Source organism: Leptolyngbya sp. AN10, from assembly GCF_050565645.1.
Classification (GTDB): domain Bacteria; phylum Cyanobacteriota; class Cyanobacteriia; order Leptolyngbyales; family Leptolyngbyaceae; genus Leptolyngbya.
The window spans coordinates 1-22,230 of sequence record NZ_JBNXVP010000043.1; the positions used below are offsets into that span (position 1 = coordinate 1).

General features: G+C 47.1%; 19 protein-coding genes and 1 pseudogene. 5 read left to right on the forward strand and 15 right to left on the reverse strand.

The window, feature by feature from the left end; all coding sequences use genetic code 11:
• Window positions 1-349: 349 nt before the first annotated feature.
• The 6 genes and pseudogenes from ACQ4M5_RS34380 to ACQ4M5_RS34405 all read right to left on the reverse strand — a co-directional run.
• Window positions 350-463: pseudogene (locus ACQ4M5_RS34380) on the reverse strand (hypothetical protein); the annotation flags it as partial.
• A 40-nt stretch (window positions 464-503) separates the two neighbouring features.
• Window positions 504-920, reverse strand: a complete 417-nt coding sequence (locus tag ACQ4M5_RS34385; RefSeq protein ID WP_430680295.1) for a hypothetical protein — start codon at window positions 918-920, stop codon at window positions 504-506.
• Window positions 913-1,137 (reverse strand): hypothetical protein, encoded by a 225-nt coding sequence (locus ACQ4M5_RS34390; protein WP_430680296.1) that lies wholly within the window; start codon window positions 1,135-1,137, stop codon window positions 913-915. Before ACQ4M5_RS34390 ends, ACQ4M5_RS34385 begins: the two co-directional genes overlap by 8 nt.
• 113 nt (window positions 1,138-1,250) lie before the next feature.
• The gene (gene psaB, locus ACQ4M5_RS34395) at window positions 1,251-3,452 is read right to left on the reverse strand and encodes a photosystem I core protein PsaB (RefSeq protein WP_430680297.1); all 2,202 of its coding nucleotides are present in this window, start codon (window positions 3,450-3,452) and stop codon (window positions 1,251-1,253) included.
• Window positions 3,453-3,472: 20 nt separating this feature from the next.
• Window positions 3,473-5,728 (reverse strand): photosystem I core protein PsaA, encoded by a 2,256-nt coding sequence (gene psaA, locus ACQ4M5_RS34400; RefSeq protein ID WP_430680298.1) that lies wholly within the window; start codon window positions 5,726-5,728, stop codon window positions 3,473-3,475.
• A 506-nt stretch (window positions 5,729-6,234) separates the two neighbouring features.
• Entirely contained in the window at window positions 6,235-6,693 is a 459-nt protein-coding gene (locus tag ACQ4M5_RS34405) for a GNAT family N-acetyltransferase (protein WP_430680299.1), read from the reverse strand.
• A 27-nt stretch (window positions 6,694-6,720) separates the two neighbouring features.
• Here ACQ4M5_RS34405 and ACQ4M5_RS34410 point away from each other — a divergent pair, with 27 nt between their 5' ends.
• The gene (locus ACQ4M5_RS34410) at window positions 6,721-9,039 is read left to right on the forward strand and encodes a hypothetical protein (RefSeq protein WP_430680300.1); all 2,319 of its coding nucleotides are present in this window, start codon (window positions 6,721-6,723) and stop codon (window positions 9,037-9,039) included.
• Between the two features lie 9 nt (window positions 9,040-9,048).
• Window positions 9,049-10,473 (forward strand): thioredoxin-like domain-containing protein, encoded by a 1,425-nt coding sequence (locus ACQ4M5_RS34415; protein ID WP_430680301.1) that lies wholly within the window; start codon window positions 9,049-9,051, stop codon window positions 10,471-10,473.
• Window positions 10,474-10,518: 45 nt separating this feature from the next.
• Here the strand turns inward: ACQ4M5_RS34415 and ACQ4M5_RS34420 are convergent, their stop codons facing one another.
• The 5 genes from ACQ4M5_RS34420 to ACQ4M5_RS34440 all read right to left on the reverse strand — a co-directional run bounded on the left by ACQ4M5_RS34420 (window position 10,519) and on the right by ACQ4M5_RS34440 (window position 14,888).
• On the reverse strand, window positions 10,519-11,469 hold the full coding sequence (locus ACQ4M5_RS34420) for a GDP-L-fucose synthase family protein (protein WP_430680302.1): 951 nt from the start codon (window positions 11,467-11,469) through the stop codon (window positions 10,519-10,521).
• A 23-nt stretch (window positions 11,470-11,492) separates the two neighbouring features.
• Complete coding sequence (gmd, locus tag ACQ4M5_RS34425) at window positions 11,493-12,569, reverse strand: GDP-mannose 4,6-dehydratase (protein ID WP_430680303.1); 1,077 nt, start codon at window positions 12,567-12,569, stop codon at window positions 11,493-11,495.
• Window positions 12,566-12,817 carry a hypothetical protein gene (locus tag ACQ4M5_RS34430; protein ID WP_430680304.1) on the reverse strand — a complete coding sequence of 84 codons (252 nt, stop codon included), beginning with the start codon at window positions 12,815-12,817 and terminating at the stop codon, window positions 12,566-12,568. Before ACQ4M5_RS34430 ends, gmd begins: the two co-directional genes overlap by 4 nt.
• A 102-nt stretch (window positions 12,818-12,919) precedes the next feature.
• On the reverse strand, window positions 12,920-13,630 hold the full coding sequence (locus tag ACQ4M5_RS34435) for a sugar transferase (protein ID WP_430680305.1): 711 nt from the start codon (window positions 13,628-13,630) through the stop codon (window positions 12,920-12,922).
• 112 nt (window positions 13,631-13,742) lie between these two features.
• Window positions 13,743-14,888: a glycosyltransferase gene (locus ACQ4M5_RS34440; protein ID WP_430680306.1), complete on the reverse strand. Its 1,146-nt coding sequence runs from the start codon at window positions 14,886-14,888 to the stop codon at window positions 13,743-13,745.
• Between the two features lie 108 nt (window positions 14,889-14,996).
• Here ACQ4M5_RS34440 and ACQ4M5_RS34445 point away from each other — a divergent pair, with 108 nt between their 5' ends.
• Window positions 14,997-15,584, forward strand: coding sequence for a hypothetical protein (locus ACQ4M5_RS34445; RefSeq protein WP_430680307.1), 588 nt, complete (start codon window positions 14,997-14,999; stop codon window positions 15,582-15,584).
• Here the strand turns inward: ACQ4M5_RS34445 and ACQ4M5_RS34450 are convergent.
• The 4 genes from ACQ4M5_RS34450 to ACQ4M5_RS34465 form a co-directional block, all read right to left on the reverse strand.
• Window positions 15,570-16,457, reverse strand: coding sequence for a metal ABC transporter permease (locus ACQ4M5_RS34450; RefSeq protein WP_430680308.1), 888 nt, complete (start codon window positions 16,455-16,457; stop codon window positions 15,570-15,572). The two genes, ACQ4M5_RS34445 and ACQ4M5_RS34450, sit on opposite strands and share 15 nt — an antisense overlap.
• Complete coding sequence (locus tag ACQ4M5_RS34455; protein WP_430680309.1) at window positions 16,420-17,142, reverse strand: metal ABC transporter ATP-binding protein; 723 nt, start codon at window positions 17,140-17,142, stop codon at window positions 16,420-16,422. Before ACQ4M5_RS34455 ends, ACQ4M5_RS34450 begins: the two co-directional genes overlap by 38 nt.
• Complete coding sequence (locus ACQ4M5_RS34460; RefSeq protein ID WP_430680310.1) at window positions 17,139-18,155, reverse strand: metal ABC transporter substrate-binding protein; 1,017 nt, start codon at window positions 18,153-18,155, stop codon at window positions 17,139-17,141. The genes ACQ4M5_RS34455 and ACQ4M5_RS34460 overlap by 4 nt, the downstream gene beginning before the upstream one ends.
• A gap of 433 nt (window positions 18,156-18,588) precedes the next feature.
• Window positions 18,589-20,331: an Rqc2 family fibronectin-binding protein gene (locus ACQ4M5_RS34465; protein ID WP_430680311.1), complete on the reverse strand. Its 1,743-nt coding sequence runs from the start codon at window positions 20,329-20,331 to the stop codon at window positions 18,589-18,591.
• 101 nt (window positions 20,332-20,432) lie between these two features.
• Here ACQ4M5_RS34465 and ACQ4M5_RS34470 point away from each other — a divergent pair, with 101 nt between their 5' ends.
• Together ACQ4M5_RS34470 and folB are read left to right on the forward strand one after the other, a co-directional pair.
• A complete protein-coding gene (locus tag ACQ4M5_RS34470) occupies window positions 20,433-21,845 on the forward strand; it encodes an ArnT family glycosyltransferase (protein WP_430680312.1) in 1,413 nt (470 codons plus the stop codon).
• Window positions 21,845-22,210, forward strand: coding sequence for a dihydroneopterin aldolase (folB, locus tag ACQ4M5_RS34475; protein ID WP_430680313.1), 366 nt, complete (start codon window positions 21,845-21,847; stop codon window positions 22,208-22,210). The genes ACQ4M5_RS34470 and folB overlap by 1 nt, the downstream gene beginning before the upstream one ends.
• Window positions 22,211-22,230: the final 20 nt, after the last annotated feature.

The following is a 22,230-nucleotide window of genomic DNA, read 5'->3' on the forward strand; positions in this document are numbered from 1 at the left end:
AAGCGCAATGCTCGCACGTAAAGCGCAATGCTCTACACCAGACGCGCAGCAATCGCTGCGCTGGTTTCTTTGCGCTCATCGATACAAAGTTTCTCTGGCTTGCCTAACCCGCAACTTGGGTTAATAGTTAGAGTATCGCCTTCAGCATTATAGATTCTTAATTCTCGTTGAAAACCCGCAAACATGTGGCAGGTATATCTACGTCTACTGTAATCGAAAGCTGCTTCAGTGGTGTGTGGCATATCGCTGAGTGGTACCTCTCAATATGATTCCCCAATTTCTAAGTTCATTAAAAATCCCCCACCCGAAGGCGAGGGATTTCTTCATTTACCTAACACATTCAGTCCGATTAACCGAACTTACCAGCAGTTGCGGCAATCACGAAGGCTGCATACGTCAGTACATAACCTGCCGTGAAGTGAACCAGACCAACCAACCGAGCTTGAACGATCGACAATGCCACTCACAAGCGATCGTGTTTCTTCTACTCAACACGATCGCACTCAGCACTTGGGCACGGTCGTAAAAATCTGATCCGACCCATCGAAGCAGACTTGGAAAGTTTGAAAGAAATTAGCTTGACCAAGAATCAGAGGTATGGAATTACTCTTTGTCCAAGCAAAGACAAGAGGAACTGGAGAAAAAGGCTCAACCATCCCAGCTAATCGAGCGCCCCGACTTTCAAATGAGGCGAGATTCCCTGAAAGTTTTTCAAGAAGAGGTTGCTCTTCCCAAATTAAACCGAGTTGTTGACCTAGTGAGTAGGGAAGTACATTAATCGCTGCTCCCGTGTCCAAAAGTCCATTGACAGCGATCGATCGAGCTTGATATATCAGAACAATTGGAACGTAAGGTAAACCATTTCTTTCTCGTTCAGTTGCATTAGCAGGGCAGTAAGAAAATCCGGTCGGGTTAGTCAAGCTCTTCTCCCGGATCTTCTTCAAGAAGCTTCAAAAGTGCTTGAGCAACCGCAGGAGTTCCGTAGGGCGACCAAATCTCAGGCTCAGACGATAACATCTCCTCATTCGCCTGATCCGAATCTTCAGATTCTAAATGCTCAACAAAATCTATTACCCGTTGTTGCTTCGCAGGTGTGAGACTTCTCCATTTATCGACTAACTGTTGTTCAGAACTCATAAGTCGCCTCCATTCTGCTCCTATTCTAGAAGATGAAACCCATAACCAAATAGCAAAAATCCCCCACCCGAAGGCGAGGGATTTCTTTTACTTACCTAACACATTCAGTCCAATTAACCGAACTTACCAGCAGTTGCGGCAATCACGAAGGCTGCATACGTCAGTACATAACCTGCCGTGAAGTGAACCAGACCGACCAACCGAGCTTGAACGATCGATAGAGCAACTGGCTTGTCCTTCCAGCGAATCAAGTTCGCCAGCGGAGTGCGCTCATGTGCCCACACCAGCGTTTCGATCAATTCTTGCCAGTAGCCACGCCACGAGATCAAGAACATGAATCCAGTTGCCCAGACCAAGTGTCCCAAGAGGAACATCCAAGCCCAAACCGCCAGATTATTCATGCCGTAGGGGTTGTAGCCGTTGATCAGCGGAGCGGAATACTGCCAGAGGTAGTCACGCAGCCAACCCATTAAGTAGGTCGAGCTTTCGTTGAACTGAGACACGTTACCAGACCAGATCGCCAGATGCTTCCAGTGCCAGTAGAACGTAACCCAACCGATCGTATTCAACATCCAGAACATTGCCAGATAGAAGGAGTCCCATGCGGAGATATCGCAGGTACCGCCACGACCCGGACCATCGCAAGGGAATGCGTAGCCGAAGTCTTTCTTGTCAGGCATCAGTTTCGATCCACGAGCATCCAACGCGCCCTTAACCAAGATCAAGGTGGTGGTGTGCAGACCAAGCGCGATCGCATGGTGAACCAAGAAGTCACCAGGTCCGATCGTCAAAAACAGCGAGTTAGTACCACTGTTGATGCCATCTAACCAACCGGGCAGATAAGCTGCACCAGAATTAGAGGCGATGCTGTCCGCGTTCGACAACAGAGCGTTGAAGCCATACAGTGCTTTACCGTGAGCAGCTTGAACGAACTGAGCAAACACAGGCTCGATCAGGATTTGCTTTTCAGGAGTTCCGAAAGCAACCACTACGTCATTGTGAACGTACAGACCGAGGGTATGGAAGCCCAAGAACAGCGATACCCAGCTTAAGTGCGAGATGATGGCTTCCTTGTGTCCCAAAATCCGTGCAAGCACGTTGTTTTTGTTTTGGTCTGGATCGTAGTCACGAACCCAGAAGATTGCGCCGTGTGCAAATGCTCCAACCATCAGGAAGCCTGCAATGTACTGGTGATGGGTGTACAGTGCTGCTTGAGTGGTGAAGTCCTTCGCCATGAACGCATAAGGAGGCATCGAGTACATGTGCTGTGCCACCAGGGATGTCACCGTTCCCAATGCACCCAGGGCAAGACCCAATTGGAAGTGCAAGGAGTTGTTTACGGTGTCATACAGCCCAGTGTGACCTGAACCCAAACCACCCGCAGGCGGCTTGTGCGCGTTCAGAATGTCTCGAATGCTGTGACCAATACCAAAATTGGTGCGGTACATGTGACCTGCCACGATGAAGATCACCGCGATCGCTAAGTGGTGGTGAGCCATGTCGGTCAGCCACAGCGATTCTGTTTGCGGATGGAATCCACCGAGGAAAGTCAAGATAGCCGTTCCCGATCCTTGAGCCGTTCCGAAGATATGGTTCGCGGTATCCGGATCTGCCGAATAGACGCTCCAGTTTCCAGTAAAGAACGGTGCTAAACCTGCTGGGTGCGGCATGGTGGACAGGAAGTTATCCCAACCCACATGCTGTCCACGAGATTCAGGGATTGCAACGTGGATCAAGTGACCTGCCCAAGCCAGTGAACTGACTCCGAACAAACCAGCCAAGTGGTGGTTCAGGCGCGATTCAGCGTTCTTAAACCAAGCCAAGCTCGGACGGAATTTCGGCTGGAGGTGCAACCAACCTGCGAACAGGAGGACAGCAGACAAGAGCAGCAAGAAGATCGAACCTTGATACAGGTCGCCGTTCGTTCTCATGCCGATCGTGTACCACCAGTGGTAAACACCAGAGTAAGAGATATCGACAGGATAGTTTGCGCCGCCTTGAGTAAACGCTTCTACAGCGGGCTTACCAAACTGAGGGTCCCAAATCGCGTGAGCGATCGGGCGAATGTTGAGCGGATCTTTGATCCATTGCTCGAAGTTGCCTTGCCAAGCAACGTGGAACAGACTACCGGATGCCCACAAGAAGATGATTGCCAAGTGACCGAAGTGCGTTGCGAAAAGCTTTTGGTAAAGCTTCTCTTCTGTCATTCCGTCGTGGCTTTCAAAGTCGTGAGCGGTGGCAATCCCGTACCAAATCCGACGAGTAGTAGGATCTTGGGCAAGGTCTTGACTAAATTTTGGGAACTTAGTTGCCATAGCTGTTTATTAATCCTCGCTCATCCGATTGAAATTGATCGAGCTAGGAAGAATGCCCATGTGGTGACAATTCCGCCTAAGAGGTAGTGAGCTACGCCCACAGCCCGTCCTTGAATAATGCTCAGTGCCCGTGGTTGGATCGACGGTGCAACTTTGAGCTTGTTGTGCGCCCAAACGATCGATTCGATCAGTTCTTGCCAGTAGCCACGTCCGCTAAACAGGAACATCAAGCTGAATGCCCAAACAAAGTGAGCGCCCAAGAACAGAAGTCCGTAAGCTGACAGTGCCGAACCGTAAGATCCAATCACCTGTGCTGCTTGTGCCCACAGGAAGTCGCGCAACCAACCGTTGATGGTGATCGCACTTTGAGCGAAGTTACCGCCCGTCACGTGATCAACCGTTCCATCCGGTGCAACTGTACCCCAGACATCGGACTGCATTTTCCACGAGAAGTGGAAGATTGCGATCGATAAGGAGTTGTACATCCAGAACAGACCGAGGAACACGTGATCCCATCCAGACACTTGGCAAGTACCGCCACGACCCGGACCATCGCACGGGAAGCGGAAACCAAGGTTGGCTTTATCAGGAATCAAGCGTGAGCTACGTGCAAACAGCACACCTTTGAGCAAGATGAGAACTGTCACGTGAATGGTGAAAGCGTGGATGTGGTGAACCATGAAGTCCGCCGTACCCAGTGCGATCGGCATCATGGCAACCTTGCCACCGACTGCGATCGTTCCACCACCGAAAGCATAACTAGCCGGAGCCAGTGCGTTCGGAGCGGTTCCACCCGGAGCCAGCGTGTGGAGGTTTTGAATCCACTGCGCGAACACGGGCTGAAGTTGAATTGCGGTATCCGAGAACATATCTTGAGGACGACCTAAAGCTCGCATCGTGTCGTTATGCACGTACAAACCGAAGCTGTGGAAGCCCAAGAAGATACAAACCCAGTTCAAGTGGGAAATGATGGCATCCCGGTGACGCAGAACGCGATCGAGCAGGTTGTTTTGGTTCACAACTGGATCGTAGTCGCGCACCATGAAGATTGCCGCGTGAGCCGCACCACCGACGATGAAGAATCCACCGATCCACATGTGGTGCGTAAAGATTGACAACTGAGTTGCGTAGTCGGTTGCCAAGTAGGGGTAAGGAGGCATCGCATACATGTGCTGAGCAACGATGATGCTCAAAGAGCCAACCATTGCCAGGTTAATTGCCAGTTGCGCGTGCCAGGAGGTGGTCAGGTTCTCATAGAGACCTTTGTGACCTTCTCCGGTAAACGGTCCTTTGTGAGCTTCAAGGATTTCCTTGATGCTGTGACCAATACCCCAGTTGGTGCGGTACATGTGTCCAGCGATGATGAACAATACAGCGATCGCCAAGTGGTGATGCGCGGTATCAGTCAGCCAGAGTCCGCCCGTGACGGGGTTCAATCCACCTTTGAAGGTGAGGAAGTCGGAATACTCACCCCAGTTCAGGGTGAAGAAAGGAATAAGACCTTTTGCGAAGCTGGGATAGATGTCCGCCATCAATTGCGGGTTCAGGATGAACTCGTGAGGCAGAGGAATCTTGTCCGCAGGTACACCACGATCAAGCAGTTCGTTGATCGGCAAAGAGACGTGGATTTGGTGTCCAGCCCATCCCAATGAACCGAGTCCGAACAGACCAGACAGGTGGTGATTCAACATCGACTCCACATTCTGGAACCATTCCAGTTTGGGAGCGCGTTTGTGGTAGTGGAACCAGCCTGCAAACAGCATTAAGCCAGCCATGACTAAGCCGCCGATCGCGGTGCAATAAAGCTGGAAGGTGTTTGTAAAGCCGGATGCTCTCCACAGTTGGAAGAATCCAGAGGTGATCTGAATTCCGTGGAAGCCGCCGCCAACATCCGCGTTAAGAATTTCTTGACCGAAGATGTCCCACACAACCTGCGCGCTGGGTTTGACTCCAGTGGGGTTGGCGAGCCATGCTTCATAATTTGAAAACTTAGCGCCGTGGAAGTACATTCCACTCAACCAAATGAACACAACGGCTAAGTGACCGAAGTGTGCGCTAAAAATTTTGCGAGAAACGTCTTCTAAGTCGCTTGTATGGCTATCGAAATCGTGAGCGTTGGCGTGAAGGTTCCAAATCCAAGTGGTGGTTTTGGGTCCTTTTGACAGGGTTCGATCGAAGTGTCCCGGCTGCCCCCACTTCTCAAAGGAAGTAGGAACGGGATCTTTATCAACGACGACCCGTGCCTTCGCCTCGCGCTCCGGTGGGCTAATTGTCATTGAGACTCTCCTCTCTCTAGACAAGGAACGAGGTATTCCCCCTATCCGGCGCTGGTCTCAAACCCTTCTGTTAAGCTTTGCTGCAACGGATGACTAAGGGATTAGACCTAGTTGCGTTACCGCGAATGATGCAGCTATGGGCTTGGTCTGAGGTTCCAGTTGGCTCCCGTGATTCGGAAGGTTGCCTTCGTGGGTTCTCAATGGGTCATTATAGGTCTTTCATGAAAACGTTTCTGAAGGTTATTAACAATAATTCAAAGTTCAGGATTTCTTGACTCTGCTTGGGTCTCAGCGTTTACACTCGCATAAAAAGTCAAGAGATTGTTGATTAACTTTACATTCCTCAAGGATTGGAAATTACTATCAAATCGATTGAGCATAATTGATATTTTTTGATCTTGCTGTTAATGATTTGTTGCAAAAGTCGCTTAGTGTCAGAGATTGAGCCATGATCCCCAGATTTTTAGCAGAGGAGCGCGTTTTAGCTTGTCTGGTTGGGGATTTCGTCAAGCAAGGGGCTTCTGCATCGGCTGACATCTGACTCCGTTGATTTCTTGTGGCTCGGTCGTGCTCTCAAAGCCGCACTTCTCATAGAAAGAGACTGAATTCAATGAGGCTCTCACCGTTAATCGCGGGATTCCAGCTTCTCTCGATCGCTGTTCCACGAAATCAAGTAGCATCCGACCAATGCCTTTCTGCTGCTGATCAGCCCTCACAAAGAGGTGATGAATATGAGATTTTCTACCAACTGCAATATATCCAGCTAGACCTTGGTCTGTTTGCATACCAAAGACATCCACATTCGTATCTGAGAACATCGCTGGCATGTTTTCAGCGAGAGTGAGGGGAAATGTCTCCTTTCCCTCTTCAGACAAGGTAGGCAGAACGAGCTGCTCTACAACTTGCTTCGCTACTTCTAAAGCAGCATCTGGATCGTCAAGTCTAGTAATCTGCGATGCGTTCATCGATCTAACTACGCTTTTGATCCTATCTTGACCGATATTCAAGAAGTGCGGGGATTTATTGCGATCGCGCTCCTCTGTCCTGGTTTTTCCGCTATAGTGCCGAAGGGACAGCGATTTGCTGTTGAAAGTGTGTTTGATGGGGAGACATATCTAGTGTTTGGGATCATGCGCTGGCGCGGGACGGCTAGAACTCTTTCAGTCTCATTAGTCTTGGCAATGCTGCTTAATCTGAGTGCGGTTGCTCCGAGTTGGGCAGCCCCGAAAAAAGCAGGGAAGATTTCAGAAGCATCGCCGCCAGAGGTGATTCAGCAATTGAAGCCGCTGTTAGACAAGTATCAGCCGCAAGTGTCGATCGTGTCTCCTCGCCCAAATGAGGTACTGGACGATAATACCGTTTCGGTCAAATTCAACGTTAAAGATCTGTCTCTATATAAAGATCAGAAATTAGGCTTGGGATCGCACCTTCATGTATTCCTGGATGATCAACCGTATCAAGCGGTTTACGATGTCAGTCAGCCAGTCGTATTCAAAGATTTAGCAGCGGGAACTCATACAATCCGAGCGTTTGCGGGTCGCCCTTGGCACGAAAGCTTTAAGAATGATGGCGCATTCGCTCAAGTGACTTTTCACGTATTTACGAAAACGCCGAACAACAATCCTGATCCGAAACTGCCGTTATTGACTTATAGCCGTCCACAAGCTACGTATGGGGCGGAACCGATTTTATTGGATTTCTATTTGACGAATGCACCGCTGCACATTGTCGCCCAGGAAGATGATAAAGATGATGTGGCGGATTGGCGCGTAAAAGTAACAGTGAACGGTGATAGTTTTACGATCGATCGCTGGCAGCCAATTTATCTAAAAGGCTTCAAACCCGGTAAGAACTGGATTCAACTCGAATACGTTGACGAGAAAGGCAATCCAGTTCAAAACGTTTACAACAACACCGCAAGAGTTTTCAACTACGAGCCAAACGGACAGGATACGCTGTCGAAGCTCGTTCGGGGTGAGATTTCGTTTGATCAAGCGGTATCGATCGTTGATCCAAATTACAAGCCTGCTCCAGAACCAACTCCCATTCCAGTCGCGCCACCTGTTGAAGAGAAGCCGACCGAACCGGAAGTAAAAGAAGCTCCGAAACCTGCTGAAGCTCCGAAACCTCAAGGCGGTTTCTTCAATCGATTTAAACGGTCTGAGCCGAAATCGATAATCGAACCGACTCCAGAGCCGATGCCTGAACCGGAAAAAGAGATTGCGCCTCCAGCCACGATCGCGCCTGAACCAGAAACAGAAGTCGAAAAGCCGCAGGATGGGATGTTCGATCGATTTAAGCGTCCAAGCGCTCCGCCTGTAGTCGAACCCAGTCCTGAACCGGAAATCATTGAAGCACCAGAAGAACCAGAACAGTCTGAAGCCGTTGTGCCTGAAGTTCCGGCAGCTAAAGCACCAGGAGGATTCTTTAATCGATTCAAGCGTCCGAGTGTTGTGCCTGTTGTGCCTCCGATCCCGGATGAAGTGCGATCGGACATTGAGAACGAGCCTCCCGCTCCAGTGAAGGAAGCTCAACCCGAAGAAGAGAAAGCACCAGAACCGATTCAGCCTGCGCCAGAGGTGAAAGAAGCACCGAAGACGAATATCTTTGACCGATTTAAGCGATCGGAGTCGAAACCGCCGATCGTCCTTCCTTCACCAACTCCGATTCCCGACGACTTGACGGCTCCGGAGGTCGAAACGGCTGAACCTGTTGAGATCGAACCCGTAGAGGTTAAACCTGCCGCAGAAGTGAAGGAAACACCGAAAGCGAATATCTTCGATCGATTTAAACGCCCCGAATCAAAACCACCCATTGTTCTACCATCCTCGACTCCAATTCCCGCTGATCTAACGGCTCCAGAAGTTGAAACGGCTGAACCTGTTGAGGTCGAACCCGCCGAACCTGTTGAGATTAAACCTGCTCCGGAGGTGAAGGAAACACCAAAAGCGGGGTTCTTCGATCGATTTAAACGCCCCGAATCGAAACCCCCGATCGTTCCTCCGACTCCTGACAATTCGACGACTCCGGAGATCGAAGCACCGATCGGAAGCCCCGCTGAACCAGAAGTAAAACCTGAACTGAAGCCGAATCCGTTTGAGAATCTACGTTCAGCGACACCAAAACCTGTCGAAGCGCCAGTTCAAGAAGAGAAGCCGCCTGTTGTTGAGGAACCTGCTTCCGAAGCTGCACCTTCTGAGTTTGAGCCTCAAACTGAACTCGAACGCCGATTGGGAATACCGCTGAAGCCCCGTATCTCCCAGCCTGTCTTGACTCCGGAGCCTGCGCTATCCTCAGAGAGTGCCGAATAGTGAGATCTCATGGTTCGCGCTCCAGAGTTTCCGAAGGATTTAGCGTGGTTGAATGTCGATCGCTCTCTATCTCTCAAAGAGTTTAGAGGGCGAATTGTTTTGCTCGATTTCTGGACGTATGGCTGTATTAATTGCATCCACAGCTTGCCAGATTTGAAATATTTGGAGCAGAAATATCGCGATCGCTTAACCATCCTCAGCATTCATTCAGCAAAATTCCAGAATGAGAACTCGATCGACAATATTCGCCAAGCGATTCTTCGATACGAAATTGAACATCCGGTTTTAGTCGATCGAGATTTCAAAGTTTGGGAATCTTACGCGGTTCGCGCTTATCCGACGTTTGTTTTAATCGATCCAAAAGGCTATATTGTCACGTCGATTGCAGGTGAAGGAAGACGGAATCTTTTAGATCAATTGATTCAAGAATTGATTGAGAAGAATGAGATCGAACCACGATCGCTTCAATTCGCACTTGAGAAAGTTCCTGTTTCTCCTTTGGCGTTTCCTGGAAAAGTTCTCGTCAATGAGCATTTATTTATTGCTGACACGGGACATCATCGGATTGTGATGAGTTCGATCGACGGTGAAATCCTCGAAATCGTCGGCAATGGAAATTCAGGATTCGTTGATGGAGCATTCGAGCAAGCGGAATTTTCAGCACCGCAGGGAATGGTATTCGATCGTGAAACTCAACAGCTTTATGTCGCAGATACGGGAAATCATGCGATTCGATGTATCGATTTGAAGTCAAAAACGGTTTGTACGATCGCTGGAACTGGAACTCAAAGCCGAATCATTTATCCACATGGTGGCAAAGCGTTAGAAGTGGATTTGAATTCGCCTTGGGATTTGGAGAAAATTGGCGATCGACTATTCATTGCAATGGCAGGCGCACATCAAATTTGGGAATTGCAAGGAAATACGATCCAAACCTTTGCAGGAACAGGAGCCGAAGCGAGTTTCGATGGAGCAATTCAAGAGGCGGCATTTGCTCAACCGAGTGGAGTTTCGACGAATGGGAAAGAATTGTTTATTGCTGATAGTGAAACGAGTTCGATTCGATCGATAAATCTAGAAACCAATCAAGTTAAAACCATCTGCGGCGGTGGAGATTTGTATACCTTTGGCGATGTTGATGGAATTGGGGAAACTGCACGATTGCAGCATTGTTTAGGAGTTGAATTTAAGGAAAATCTTTGGATCGCAGACAGTTACAATCACAAAATTAAGCGAATTGATGCAGATGGATTTTGTTCTACGATCGCTCAAAATTCTCTAAATGAACCTTCTGGAATCAGCGCTACGGAAACGCATTTATTCATCGCTGATACGAATAATTATGTGATTCGGAAATTAGATTTGGTCACATTGGAGATTTCTACGATCGACTTTCCAAATCTCTGTGCTCCAAACATCTGTTTTCCACATTAAAAAAGGCGCTCCGAAGAACGCCCTCTCACTTATCGGGAGAACACTTTATTGAGCGTTCTGGCGATACCAGTCGATCGTATTTTTCAACCCTTGCTCAAAGCCAACTTCAGCCGTAAAACCAAAGCGCTCTTTTGCTCGATCGGTATCCAAACAACGACGCGGTTGACCATTTGGTTTATCCGTTTCCCAAACAATCTCGCCTTTGAACTCCATCAAATCGCACAGCAACACGATCAAGTCACGAATCGAAATTTCCTCACCTGTTCCCAAATTCACGGGATCAGGATCGCTATATTTCTGAGTCGCCACTATAATTCCTCGTGCCGCATCATCGACGTAGAGGAATTCGCGGGTCGGACTGCCATCGCCCCAAACCGGAAGCTCAGTTAATCCTTGTTGTTGTGCCTCATACACTTTCCGAACCAATGCCGGAATCACATGAGAGCTACGCGGATCGAAGTTATCTCCAGGACCATACAAATTCACAGGCAACAAGTAAATGCCATCGAATCCGTATTGCTGGCGATAAGACTGAAGCTGCACCAAAAGCGCCTTTTTAGCGATTCCATACGGTGCATTGGTTTCTTCTGGGTAGCCGTTCCAGATGTCATCTTCCTTGAACGGAACAGGCGTGAATTTGGGATACGCGCAAATCGTTCCAGCACAGACAAATTTCTGTACACCTGCCTCGTAAGCAGCATGAATGAGTTGCGTTCCCATCATCAAGTTGTCGTAGAACAACTCAGCAGGCTTTTCGCGATTCAGTCCGATGCCCCCAACGTGAGCCGCTAAGTGAATCACAACGTCTTGCTGATCTACCGCACGTTGGCAGTTTTCCATCTTGCGGAGATCGAGATCTTGCGATCGCGGTACGGTGATCTTTTGTGGATCAGCCCCTGCCGCGCAGAGTTGATCCACGACTTGACGACCGAGAAAGCCTGCTCCACCTGTAACCAGAATGCGCTTGTTTTGCAGATTTAAAGTTGTTGAGGTCATGGCGCTTGTTTCCGTAAGTTTTCCTAGAAGGACACCCCAATCAAACTTTGGCGAATCGTTGCGTAGTCTTCGACTTTCGACTCCCCATTGCCATTCGTGTTAATTCCCACCGCTTGCAGGTCAGCATCCACCATCAGATGCACTAACTCTTCAAACGTTACGGAAGGTTCCCAGTTCAGAAGCTTCTTCGCTTTCGCCGGATCACCGATGAGCAAATCAACTTCTGCCGGACGCAAATAGCGATCGTCGAATTCAACATAGTCATGCCAGTCGAGATTCACCCGTCCAAAGGCAATGTCGAGAAATTCATGGACCGAGTGGGTTTCACCCGTTGCAACCACGTAGTCATCAGGCTGCTCTTGTTGCAACATTAACCACATTGCTCGAACATAATCTTTGGCATATCCCCAGTCGCGTTTTGCATCCAGGTTGCCCATGTAGAGCTTTTTCTGGTGTCCAGCAACGATACGAGCCACTGCACGAGTAATTTTGCGGGTCACAAAAGTTTCGCCACGACGCGGAGATTCGTGATTGAACAGAATTCCGTTACACGCGAACATATTGTAGGATTCGCGGTAGTTCACGGTTTGCCAGTGTGCGAACACTTTGGCACAGGCGTAAGGACTACGAGGGTAGAACGGTGTTTCTTCAGTTTGGGGAACCGCTTGCACTTTTCCGTACATTTCCGAAGAACCCGCTTGATAGTAGCGAACTTCTGCTCCGGTACGTTGCTGGTAGTCACGTGCTGCTTCGAGAATTCTGAGTGCGCCCATTCCGACTGCATCAGCGGTGTATTCAGGAGCATCGAAGCTGACGCGAACGTGCGATTGTGCGCCTAAATTATAGATTTCTTGCGGCTGGACTTCTTCCAGGATGCGGCGTAAAGTCGTGCCGTCTGTGAGATCGCCGTAGTGTAAAAAGAGCCGCGCTCCTTCAACGTGCGGGTCTTCGTAGATGTGGTCAATCCGATCGGTGTTAAAGGTGGAGGTGCGGCGAATAATGCCATGCACTTCGTAGCCTTGTTCGAGTAGCAATTCCCCTAAGTAAGAGCCATCTTGACCCGTGATACCCGTTAACAGTGCGCGTTTACGTTGCGTCATTCTTTGCTTTCCTCACCTGCAATTACAGAGACGGTTAGAGATTGTCGATGCCGAGTCATTCCATGCGGTCTGAATCTGAACACATGAAATAAGCTGTTCCTAGTTAACCCTAAGCGCAGCACAAATAACACCAACCCTACCGTGAAAGGCATGGCTTGTGTGTTAAGAAACCGTGGATTCGAGAAAAAGTTTTGCTGAAGTTCAGACTTGCGACTTTCTTTCCATACGGCTGTGACAGCTTTTGACAAGTGACAGGATTGCTGAGATTGAGAAGCAATCTGTCTAAGCTGCTAACCATTACGACCGCGATCGAGGGTATCCGGATCACTGCACGAATTTAAAGTTTCGGTTTAGTAGGCTCCGTTGTTTTTTGGGAAGATCACGACTCCGATCGTTTTAAAGACAATCCACAAATCGAGCCAGAAATTGCGAAAGCTGGCGTAGTACACATCAATGCGGATGCGTTGTGGATAAGGAATGTCATTTCGTCCTGACACTTGCCATAAGCCTGTGATTCCGGGACGAATCGTGAGAACGGTTTCGATATGGCTTCCGTATTTGGGCAGTTCTTCAACCACGAGCGGGCGAGGTCCAACAACGCTCATATCGCCTACCAGGACGTTCCAGAACTGGGGAAACTCGTCTAGGCTAGTAATTCGCAGAAAGCGACCGATCCAGGTAATTCGGGGATCGTATTTCAGCTTGAAATTTGTTTCAAATTCATGACGCATTTGAGGCGAGGAATTCATCAGATCGAGTAACAACTCGTCTGCATTCCGCACCATCGTTCTAAATTTGATGCAACCAAAGCGTTTGAAATCTTTTCCAACCCGTTCTTGCACGTAAAAAATTGGACCTGGAGAACTCAGGGCAATTAATAACGCCAAAATTAGATAGACGGGAGAAAAAAGAATAAGAACGGAGAGCGAAAACGCAATATCGAATAGACGTTTGGCAAAATCGCCATCAAGCGCATCCCAAGTATTGAGAATAACCGGTTTTCCACGCTTGAAGATCGACCGAATCCGCTTGCCGGGGACAAATTGGCTATCGGCAGTCATCTTACTCCTTACTGTTCCACACCACACACAGTCCTGATCATAAAGCCATAGACTCTTTTAGCGTTAAATTTGCTCCCCAATCGGGAAGTATTTTTAGCGAATTGGGTCGTTTTTAAGAATGTAACCGGGTTTGGAATTCTTGATAGGCTCGATCGATAAAATCAAGATACCGCTGTTTAAACAAATCTGGATGAAATTTGAGCGCATGAGTTCGAGCATTTTCGGGATGAAAAGTTGATCGATGTTGCTCAAAGGCATGAACCGCTTCGACGATCGCACTTTTAGTTTGGGTTGTAAACAGAATTCCCGTACCATTCCCTGATGTTCGTAAGTCTCTCACGGTTTCTGCTGTTCCGCCTGCACCGTAGGCAATCACTGGAGTTCCGCAGGCTTGAGCTTCCACAGGTGCGATCCCAAAATCTTCATAGGCAGCATAAATGAAGGCTTTTGCTTGCTTCATATACTGCTCTACAACGTGATCAGGTTGCCATCCTAAAATTTGAATATTCGGTTTTGCGATCTTTTGAATTTGCTTTAATTCTGCGCCATTTCCAATCACAACTAATGGGAGATTTAACTGATTGAATGCTTGAACAATTAGCGGAATTTTCTTATAGCCAACCAGCCGAGAAACGGTAAGATAAAAGTCTTGTTTTTGGGCTTCAAATGGAAAGCGATCGACGTTTACAGGCGGATAAATCACCTCTGCGGGTCGTCGATAACAACGCCAAATTCTTCGGGCTGTATGCTGTGAATTGGCAATGAAATAATCGACCCGATTCGATGCAATTACGTCCCATTGTCGTAATTGATGCAACAAGTATCGGGTGAAAATACCGGGAATTCCAAGACCTGCACGACTATTACGGAGATATTCAAAGGTCATATCCCATACATAGCGCATGGGGGCATGACAATAACAAATATGAAGTTGATTTGGCGATGTGAGGACACCTTTCGCAACCGCATGATACGAAGACAAAATAATGTCATATTCATGCAGATCGAGTTGTTCGATCGCGATCGGTAAAAATGGTAAATATTTCTGAACTCCATTCCGCGCAAATGGGAAATTCTGAAGAAATGTTGTACCAATCTTTCGCTGATATAAGTAACTTTTCGGATTCGTTGATTCAAAGTCGATTAGGGCATACAAATCGGCATCAATATGTTTCAAAATTTCTTGCACGACGAGTTCTGATCCGCCTGTTGCTTCGGGAGTCAGCCACTCATGCACTAATGCGTACTTCAAATTCACAGCAAAATTCTTCTGATATCACGCACAAATTCTATCGTTGAACGTCGTTCGTTCGAGTAATAAGTTTCAGGGTGTATCATAGCCAACAATAATTTGGAGCTAAATCTGATGACACTTGATTCTTCTCTCATTGCCCAACAAGCGGAATTAGAGCGGTTAGATTTTCAAATTTTGCAGGCGGATCAAGACAGAATTATCGCAAGTCGTCGATCGTTCTATTGGGAATGTCTTCTTACGTTCGTCAATTACACCGTTTTCGTACAGCGTGTGAGGTCGCTATCGGCAGAAATGATTTTGAACGATCGCGATCGCTTAATTCCAGAATCGAAACAGCTTAATCAGTCTTCAATTCCGCGTGGGCTGCAATCTGGGAACGCGATTCTCGTCGTTTACGTTGCCGATCGAGTCGAACCGGATGCCCAAAAATTATGTGAACGACAAGGCAAGTTAGGGTTTGCTGAGTTTTACGTTCCTGCTGCCTTGGATTTAGAGGGGAATGCTGCCTTTCTGATTCAAAAAACGCCAGCTTGGGGAGCTATTTATTATTGCAAGTTTCGCTATATTTTGGCGCGGCTTCTTTCTCCTCAAGGCACGCCTAGTCAAGAACCCCGATCGACACTTGGAATCGTATTTCTAGTGCTTACCTTCGGATTTCCGCTGCTCTTTTTTGCCATCACGCTCTTATTCTTGCTGTAGTGATTGCTTTCTCGGCTCAACAATCTTTGTTCTCGAAATCAATTTCGCTACGATGAATACGATCAGAAATAGACAGAATTGAACGAGAACAATACTAGGACCTGACGGAAAATTGAGCGCTCCGGAGACGATCATTCCAGCAATACTGCTCAAACCTCCGATCGCAACTGACCAACCTAAATACGGTTTGAATTGATGACTTAATAGTTTTGCAGTTGCAGCAGGGATCACGAGAAAGGCATTGACCAGAAGAATGCCGATCGCTTTAATCGCTACTGCTACAGTTAGCGATAGTAATACTACAAATAAATAGCGATGAAACTGAATTGAAACCCCTTGAACTTTCGCGACCGCTTGATTCAGAGTGAGAAGAATTTGTTGGCGTAAAGTTGCGAGTAGAACCGTAACACTAATAACTAAAAGCACCGCAGTCAGTGAAATATCTGTCCAAGTCACCGCAAGAATATCACCGAACAAAATATTAATTAAATTACCGCGATAGCCTTTGATAAAAGTCGTCAAGATTACGCCGATCGCTAATGCGCCCGAAAGCACAATATTCAGAACGCTATCGCTCCACAAATCGGTTTGGTCGATTAAATAAAGAACCGAAACGCCAAATAATAAAGTGAACGGTAAGAGCGTCCAAGTCGGTTCAACTTGAATTAGAACGCCGATCGCTACTCCGACTAACGCCGCGTGTCCGACCGCATGAGAAAAGAACGACAATTGCCGCAGTGCTACGAAACTGCCCAAAAAGCCGCACAGCAACCCCATCAGAATCCCAGCGACGATCGCTCTTTGCATAAAGGGATACTGGAGCAAATCTACTAAATCAGTGTTGATGTCGGTAACGGCTAAAACCAGATCCATAAGTTTGAAGCAAGTTATCACGGGATAGAGCAATTTCCGGTTCGCCTGTGCAAATCAGCGATCGATTCAAACACAAAACAAAATCACAGTGCCGATTGACCATATCAAGATCATGCGAAACCTGCAAGACTGTCCAATCCTCTTCCTGTCGAAGTTCGTTGAGCAAATCAAAAAATTCCGCTTCACCTTGGACATCCACTTCAGCAAAAGCCTCATCTAAGACGAGTAATTTCCGAGGTGTTACAAGGCAATACGCCAACAAGACTCGCTTAAGTTCGCCACCGCTGAGAGTTCCGATCGCTTGATCCCACAAATGATAGGCATTCACTCGCCGTAACGCTTGAGCGATCGCAGCTTTCTTATGTCCGCCACTCTGACCCAGAGCGACAAGTTCAGCAACCGAGATCGGGAAACTGCGATCGAAGATAAAATTCTGCGGCATATAACCGATTTGCGATCGCAAATTTCCCAAGCGACGAGTCGGACGACCGAAAATCTCGATCGTCCCAGATGCCTTTGGAATCAGATCTAGAATCGCTTGAACGAGCGTACTTTTTCCAGAACCGTTTGGACCGACGATCGCGGCGGAACTGCCAGTCGGAATCTCAAACGACACATTTTCGAGCGCGGCGTATCGTCCTCGCAGGACAGTCAAGCCTTCAACTTTGACAATCGGGTGAATCACTTGAACGCTTCTTCCAAGGTTTGTAAGTTTGCTCGCATCGCTGTGAAATAGTGGTTTGGATCGGTTTCTCCGGCTTCTAAAGAATCGAGCGATCGCAGTTTCACATTGAGATCTTTGGAAAGACCTTGGAGCAGTTTGTTATCGACTCCAGGTTCGCTGAAAAGGGCTTTTGCCTGAAATTGTTTTACAGTGTCGATCGTTTCTTTTACGTCTGCCGGAGAGAGTTGATCTTCGGGGATTTCGACGACTGCTACTTGCTTGAGGTTGTAGCGTTGAGCGAGGTAGGGAAAAGCATCGTGGAACGTGATGAACGTGCGATCGCGAAATTGCCCTAATCGTTGCTCAAATTCTTTGTTCAAATCCGCTAACTGTTGGAGGTAAGCCGCAGCATTCGCTTCATATTTCGCTTTATTGTTTGGATCAGCCGCGATCAAACCGTCTCGAATATTTTCAACTTGTTGCTTTGCCAAAACTGGATCAAGCCAAACGTGTGGATTGCCTTCAGCATGATCATGGCTATGCCCTTCTTTTCCGCTGCTAACGACCTGGGAAAGTTCACCCACAGGCTTAATTCCCTGGCTTGCATCCACAACTTTGAGCTTTGCATTTTGCGTGGTCTTAATCGTGCTGTCTAGAAACTCTTCCATTCCTAAACCGTTTTTGACCAAAACATCAGTCTCGGATAAAGCTTTGACATCGGCAGGCGTGGATTGATAATCATGCACCTCGGTTCCTGGCTTGATCAGAATATCAACTTGAGCAGCATCTCCCGCGACTGCTTTTGTAAAGAGGTAAATTGGGAGAAAAGTGGCAACCACACGTAAGCGATTTTCGGTATTTGCAGCGGGGGAAGGACTGACAGCAGGCGAACTAGCAGGAGAGGATTGAAGGTTCGCCTGGGTTGGAGTGGACTGTCCGCAGCTTGCTAAAAGTGCGCCAGAAGCAGTTCCAGAGAGAAACAGTGAGGCGGCGAAGAATTTGACGATCGAAGAGCGATTTGAATTCCTTCTCATGTGGAAAACGCGCCGAATGAAAAGACATTTTCCATCCTACATTGAGAATGAGTCTCATTTCTGCGATTTATGATGTTTTAAGATCAGAGTAAATCGTATTATTGCTTACTTCTATTACTGATATTGGATTGTTCAATGCTGTGAGTGATTGAGAAAGCGAATCTCTTAATGTTGCGTGGGTTACAATTAGTCTCAATCTGTACTGATATAAAATAAAAGAGCCAACCTTTCTGCAAAGCTGGCTCTGGATCAACCTGTTGTCGTTTCACATTGGAGAAAACCCTTCTGCGCGTTTCCCAACTTGCAGCGGGCTTCATAAGGTAATAATCCCTATCTGCTGAACATTGTAACAACAAACACAAATCTTTTGTCACGAAACTTCATGGTTTCAAGACATATTTCTGACTAATGGTAGATTCAGCCGCCGAGAAGTTTAGCTGATAGATTTAGTCTCGATCGCGATTTCTCTTCCTCGCTGCGGTTGCCCCCAAATGACCCGCTCTTGTTTGTAGATCACGGTTCCAGGCTTTGCGCCTTTGGGTTTGTAAACGTGCTTCGGCTCTGTATAAATGACGGGAACTTGTTCGCTTTGACGGGCGCGACTGTGATAAGCCGCTAAATTTGCTGTAAATTGCAGATCTTTTTCGTCTGCGATCGCGCCTGGTTCCAATCTCAGCAGGACATGACTGCCCGGAATTTCTTGAGTGTGAAACCACAGATCATATTCGGTCGCCGTTCGGAATGTGAGTTGATCATTCTGGCGATTGTTGCGTCCGATCAGAAGCTCGAAACCGTTTGGCGTTTTGTATCGATAGGGCTGAATTGCGGAATCTTGTTGAGTGACAGCCTTTCGATATTCCGAGCCTTCTAGATAACCTTCCTGCACGAGTTCATCCCGAATCTCTTCGAGTCCTTTCAAATCGTCCGGCGTTTCGTATTTCTCGAATTGAGCGATCGCGGTTTCAATTTCTTCTAAATAACTAATGTCGGTTTGGACATCCGCGAGTAAAGGCTCGATCGCTGCACGAGTCCGTTTCAATTTCTGATGTTGCTTGTAAAAAGCTTGAGCGCTTAAAACTGCATTTTTCTCAGGATCAAGCGGAATTTTCACAGGTTCACCCGTTTCAAAATCGGCAAGCTCGATCGATTTCATGCCCGGTTTCCATTCGTGGAGGTTCGCCATTAATAAATCAGCTTGATATTTCGCTTGATCCGCCCGATCAGATCGATCCAGTCGGCTCTCAAATTCTGCGGCTTTCGATCGCAGTTTTCCTAAAATGTTATTGAGCTTCTGGCTGATTTGGTGTCTTAGTTGGGTGAATTCTTGCTGATTCAGTTGATCGCGATAATATCGATCGATCATTTTCTGAACGCTGATCGAATCGTCTCCCCAAATTACGGTATGTCCTTGCTGGGTGAATCCGGGATGAAATTGTTCTTTGTCGATCGCACTTAACCAAAATTGCCAACATTCAAATAATCGTTGCCATTCTGAATCTGTTAGCGTCTCCGTGGATTGATCGGGATCTAATCCTGATTTTTCCAACATGGATAGAACGAGAGCAGAACTCAGACCCCGATAGGATTTCACGAGATTTTTGCGAATCGCACCGGGAACGAGACTGATCCGCGATCGCCATTTTTCTATACTTTCTTGTAAGTTTGGGGCTGGATCAAGTCGGGCAGGCGGCAATTCATACGGCTGACCTGTTTGGATTGGACGAACACTCGATTGATTTGAACTGACTTGATGGGCTGCGGTAACGATCGCATTGTCTTGATTCACCAAAATCGCGTTGCTGTACTGTCCCATCACTTCGAGATAGAGATGCCACAAAGCAGGCTCACCTGGACGATGCGCGAATTGTAAATCGATCGCTCTTTCCCACGGTGACACAGGCTCGATTCCAACGAGTGCCAGTCCGCCTAATTGATGTCGCAATTGTTGGCTGAAAGTAAACGTATCGGGATCACGTGGAGGCGGATCACTGGAGTGAATTCGAGCCGCTTGCGGATGCCATGAAAGGGTTAACCAACCGCGTTTTTTCAAGGTTCGGAGCGCTAAAAGAACAGTGAATCGATCGCGTTGGTAAGCTTGCTCAAATTTAGCGGGAAGCCACTGCGATCGTAATTCCGCACAAATCGCCATCAGCGTTGTGTAATCTACTGGCTGCATTGTTCACCTCGTCTGTTGTTGCAATTAGCGCGGCTCAAACCGAACGGTAGTATAGTCGATCATCATGCAAAACCGTCTGTGGTTGCTCCACTGGCTATCGAATGATTTTTTTCTTTTTGGCGTTCTTACTGCTGCGATCGATTTTCTGGTTTGCAGCATTTCCCAATTCGGATGAAGCTTATTACTGGCTCTGGGGACAGCATCTCGATTGGTCTTATTATGATCATCCGCCATTACAGGCTTGGATTCAGGGAGTTTTTACGGCAGTTTTTGGTCGATCGACGTTTACGCTCAGATTGCCGAATCTCTTTAGTAATATCGCTTTTTTCTACACGTACTATCGCATTGTAAGCTACCTGAACAAAGATCTAAACGTTCGAGTTGTTGCGCTGCTGGTATTGTCCGCACCACTCTATTTTATATTTCTCGCGCTTGCTTGGCATGATCATCTATTAATTACCTTTTCGCTGATTTCTGCCTATCTATTTATTCGATTTCTGGATAGTTATCTCGTGGACGGGCGGGGAGAAACTTGGCGATTGTATGGAAGTGCGATCGCGCTTTCTCTAGCATTCCTCTCGAAGTACAATGCCGTTTTTGTTGCACTTGGATTTTTTGCCACACTGATTACGAATGCTCGATTGCGTCCTTTGTTTCGCGATCGACGACTTTATTTTGGAATTGCGATCGCGCTCACTTGTCTAATTCCAATTTTGATTTGGAATATTTCTAATGATTTTCAATCGTTTCGATATTATGTCGATCGAAGTGTTCAGCCTGTCAATCCAGGAATCAAAATCGGCTCATTCCTCGGATTCACTCTAGTTTCATTTCTCGTAGTTTCTCCATTTTGCTGGATTAGTTTCCACCGTCTGATCAAAATTCGATTACCAATTCATTCTATTTATCCAATTGTTGCATTTTGGATTTTTGCAATCTCTTCTACTCTACTGACAATCATCTCTTTGATCTCAGCAGCAGTATATTACTGGAATATTACAGCTTACTTATTACTATTTCCCTTGCTTCCGTTTGTGTTGAAGAAACCGAGAGCTACTGCAATTTATGGTTTGATTATTTCAGCGATATTAGTTTTTTACTACACTGTATTTCCATTAGCAGCATTGTTTAGCAAAGACGCTGATCCGGATTCTCGAATGTTGTTTGGTTGGAAAGAAGTTGCAGCGATCGTACAATCCGAATCCAAAACGCTAAACAATCCATTGCTAGTCACATCTGATTATCGTTCTGCTTCAGCATTGGCGTATCAATTAAACGATCGAGATGTAATTGCAGTCAGCGATCGGATTGATCAATTCGATTTCTGGTATCGCGATCCGAAACCGCTACAGGGTAAAGACGCTGTGATTCTCTCAGATGATTGGTATCCGGCAGAATTGATGGTACTCTCGAAATTCGATCGAACTTCTGAGCCAATTACCGTTTCAGTAAAACGCTTTGGAGTTTGGATCAAAAACTACTACGTTCGTAAAGGCTATAACTTCAAACCGTAATGGACTGCATACATTTAACTCAGATTCGCGGCTACGGATATACAGGCGCATTGCCAGAAGAAAAGGTATTAGGTCAATGGTTTGAAGTGGATTTGACGCTTTGGATTGATCTGGCAAAAGCAGGAGACAGCGATCGCTTATCTGACACTCTCAATTACTGTGATGTGATTGAACTCACGCAGAAATTGATCAAAACATCGAAGTTTGATTTATTAGAGAAATTGGCAACGTCGATCGCGCAATCGATTCTGCAATTCGATCAAGTCGCTCAAGTGCAAGTAAAGCTCACGAAACCTGCTGCACCGATCCCGGATTTTGGCGGAAAAATAGCGATCGACATTGTGAGAAAGAAATTAGAGGCTTGATTCTGAGGTTGAAAAATTGC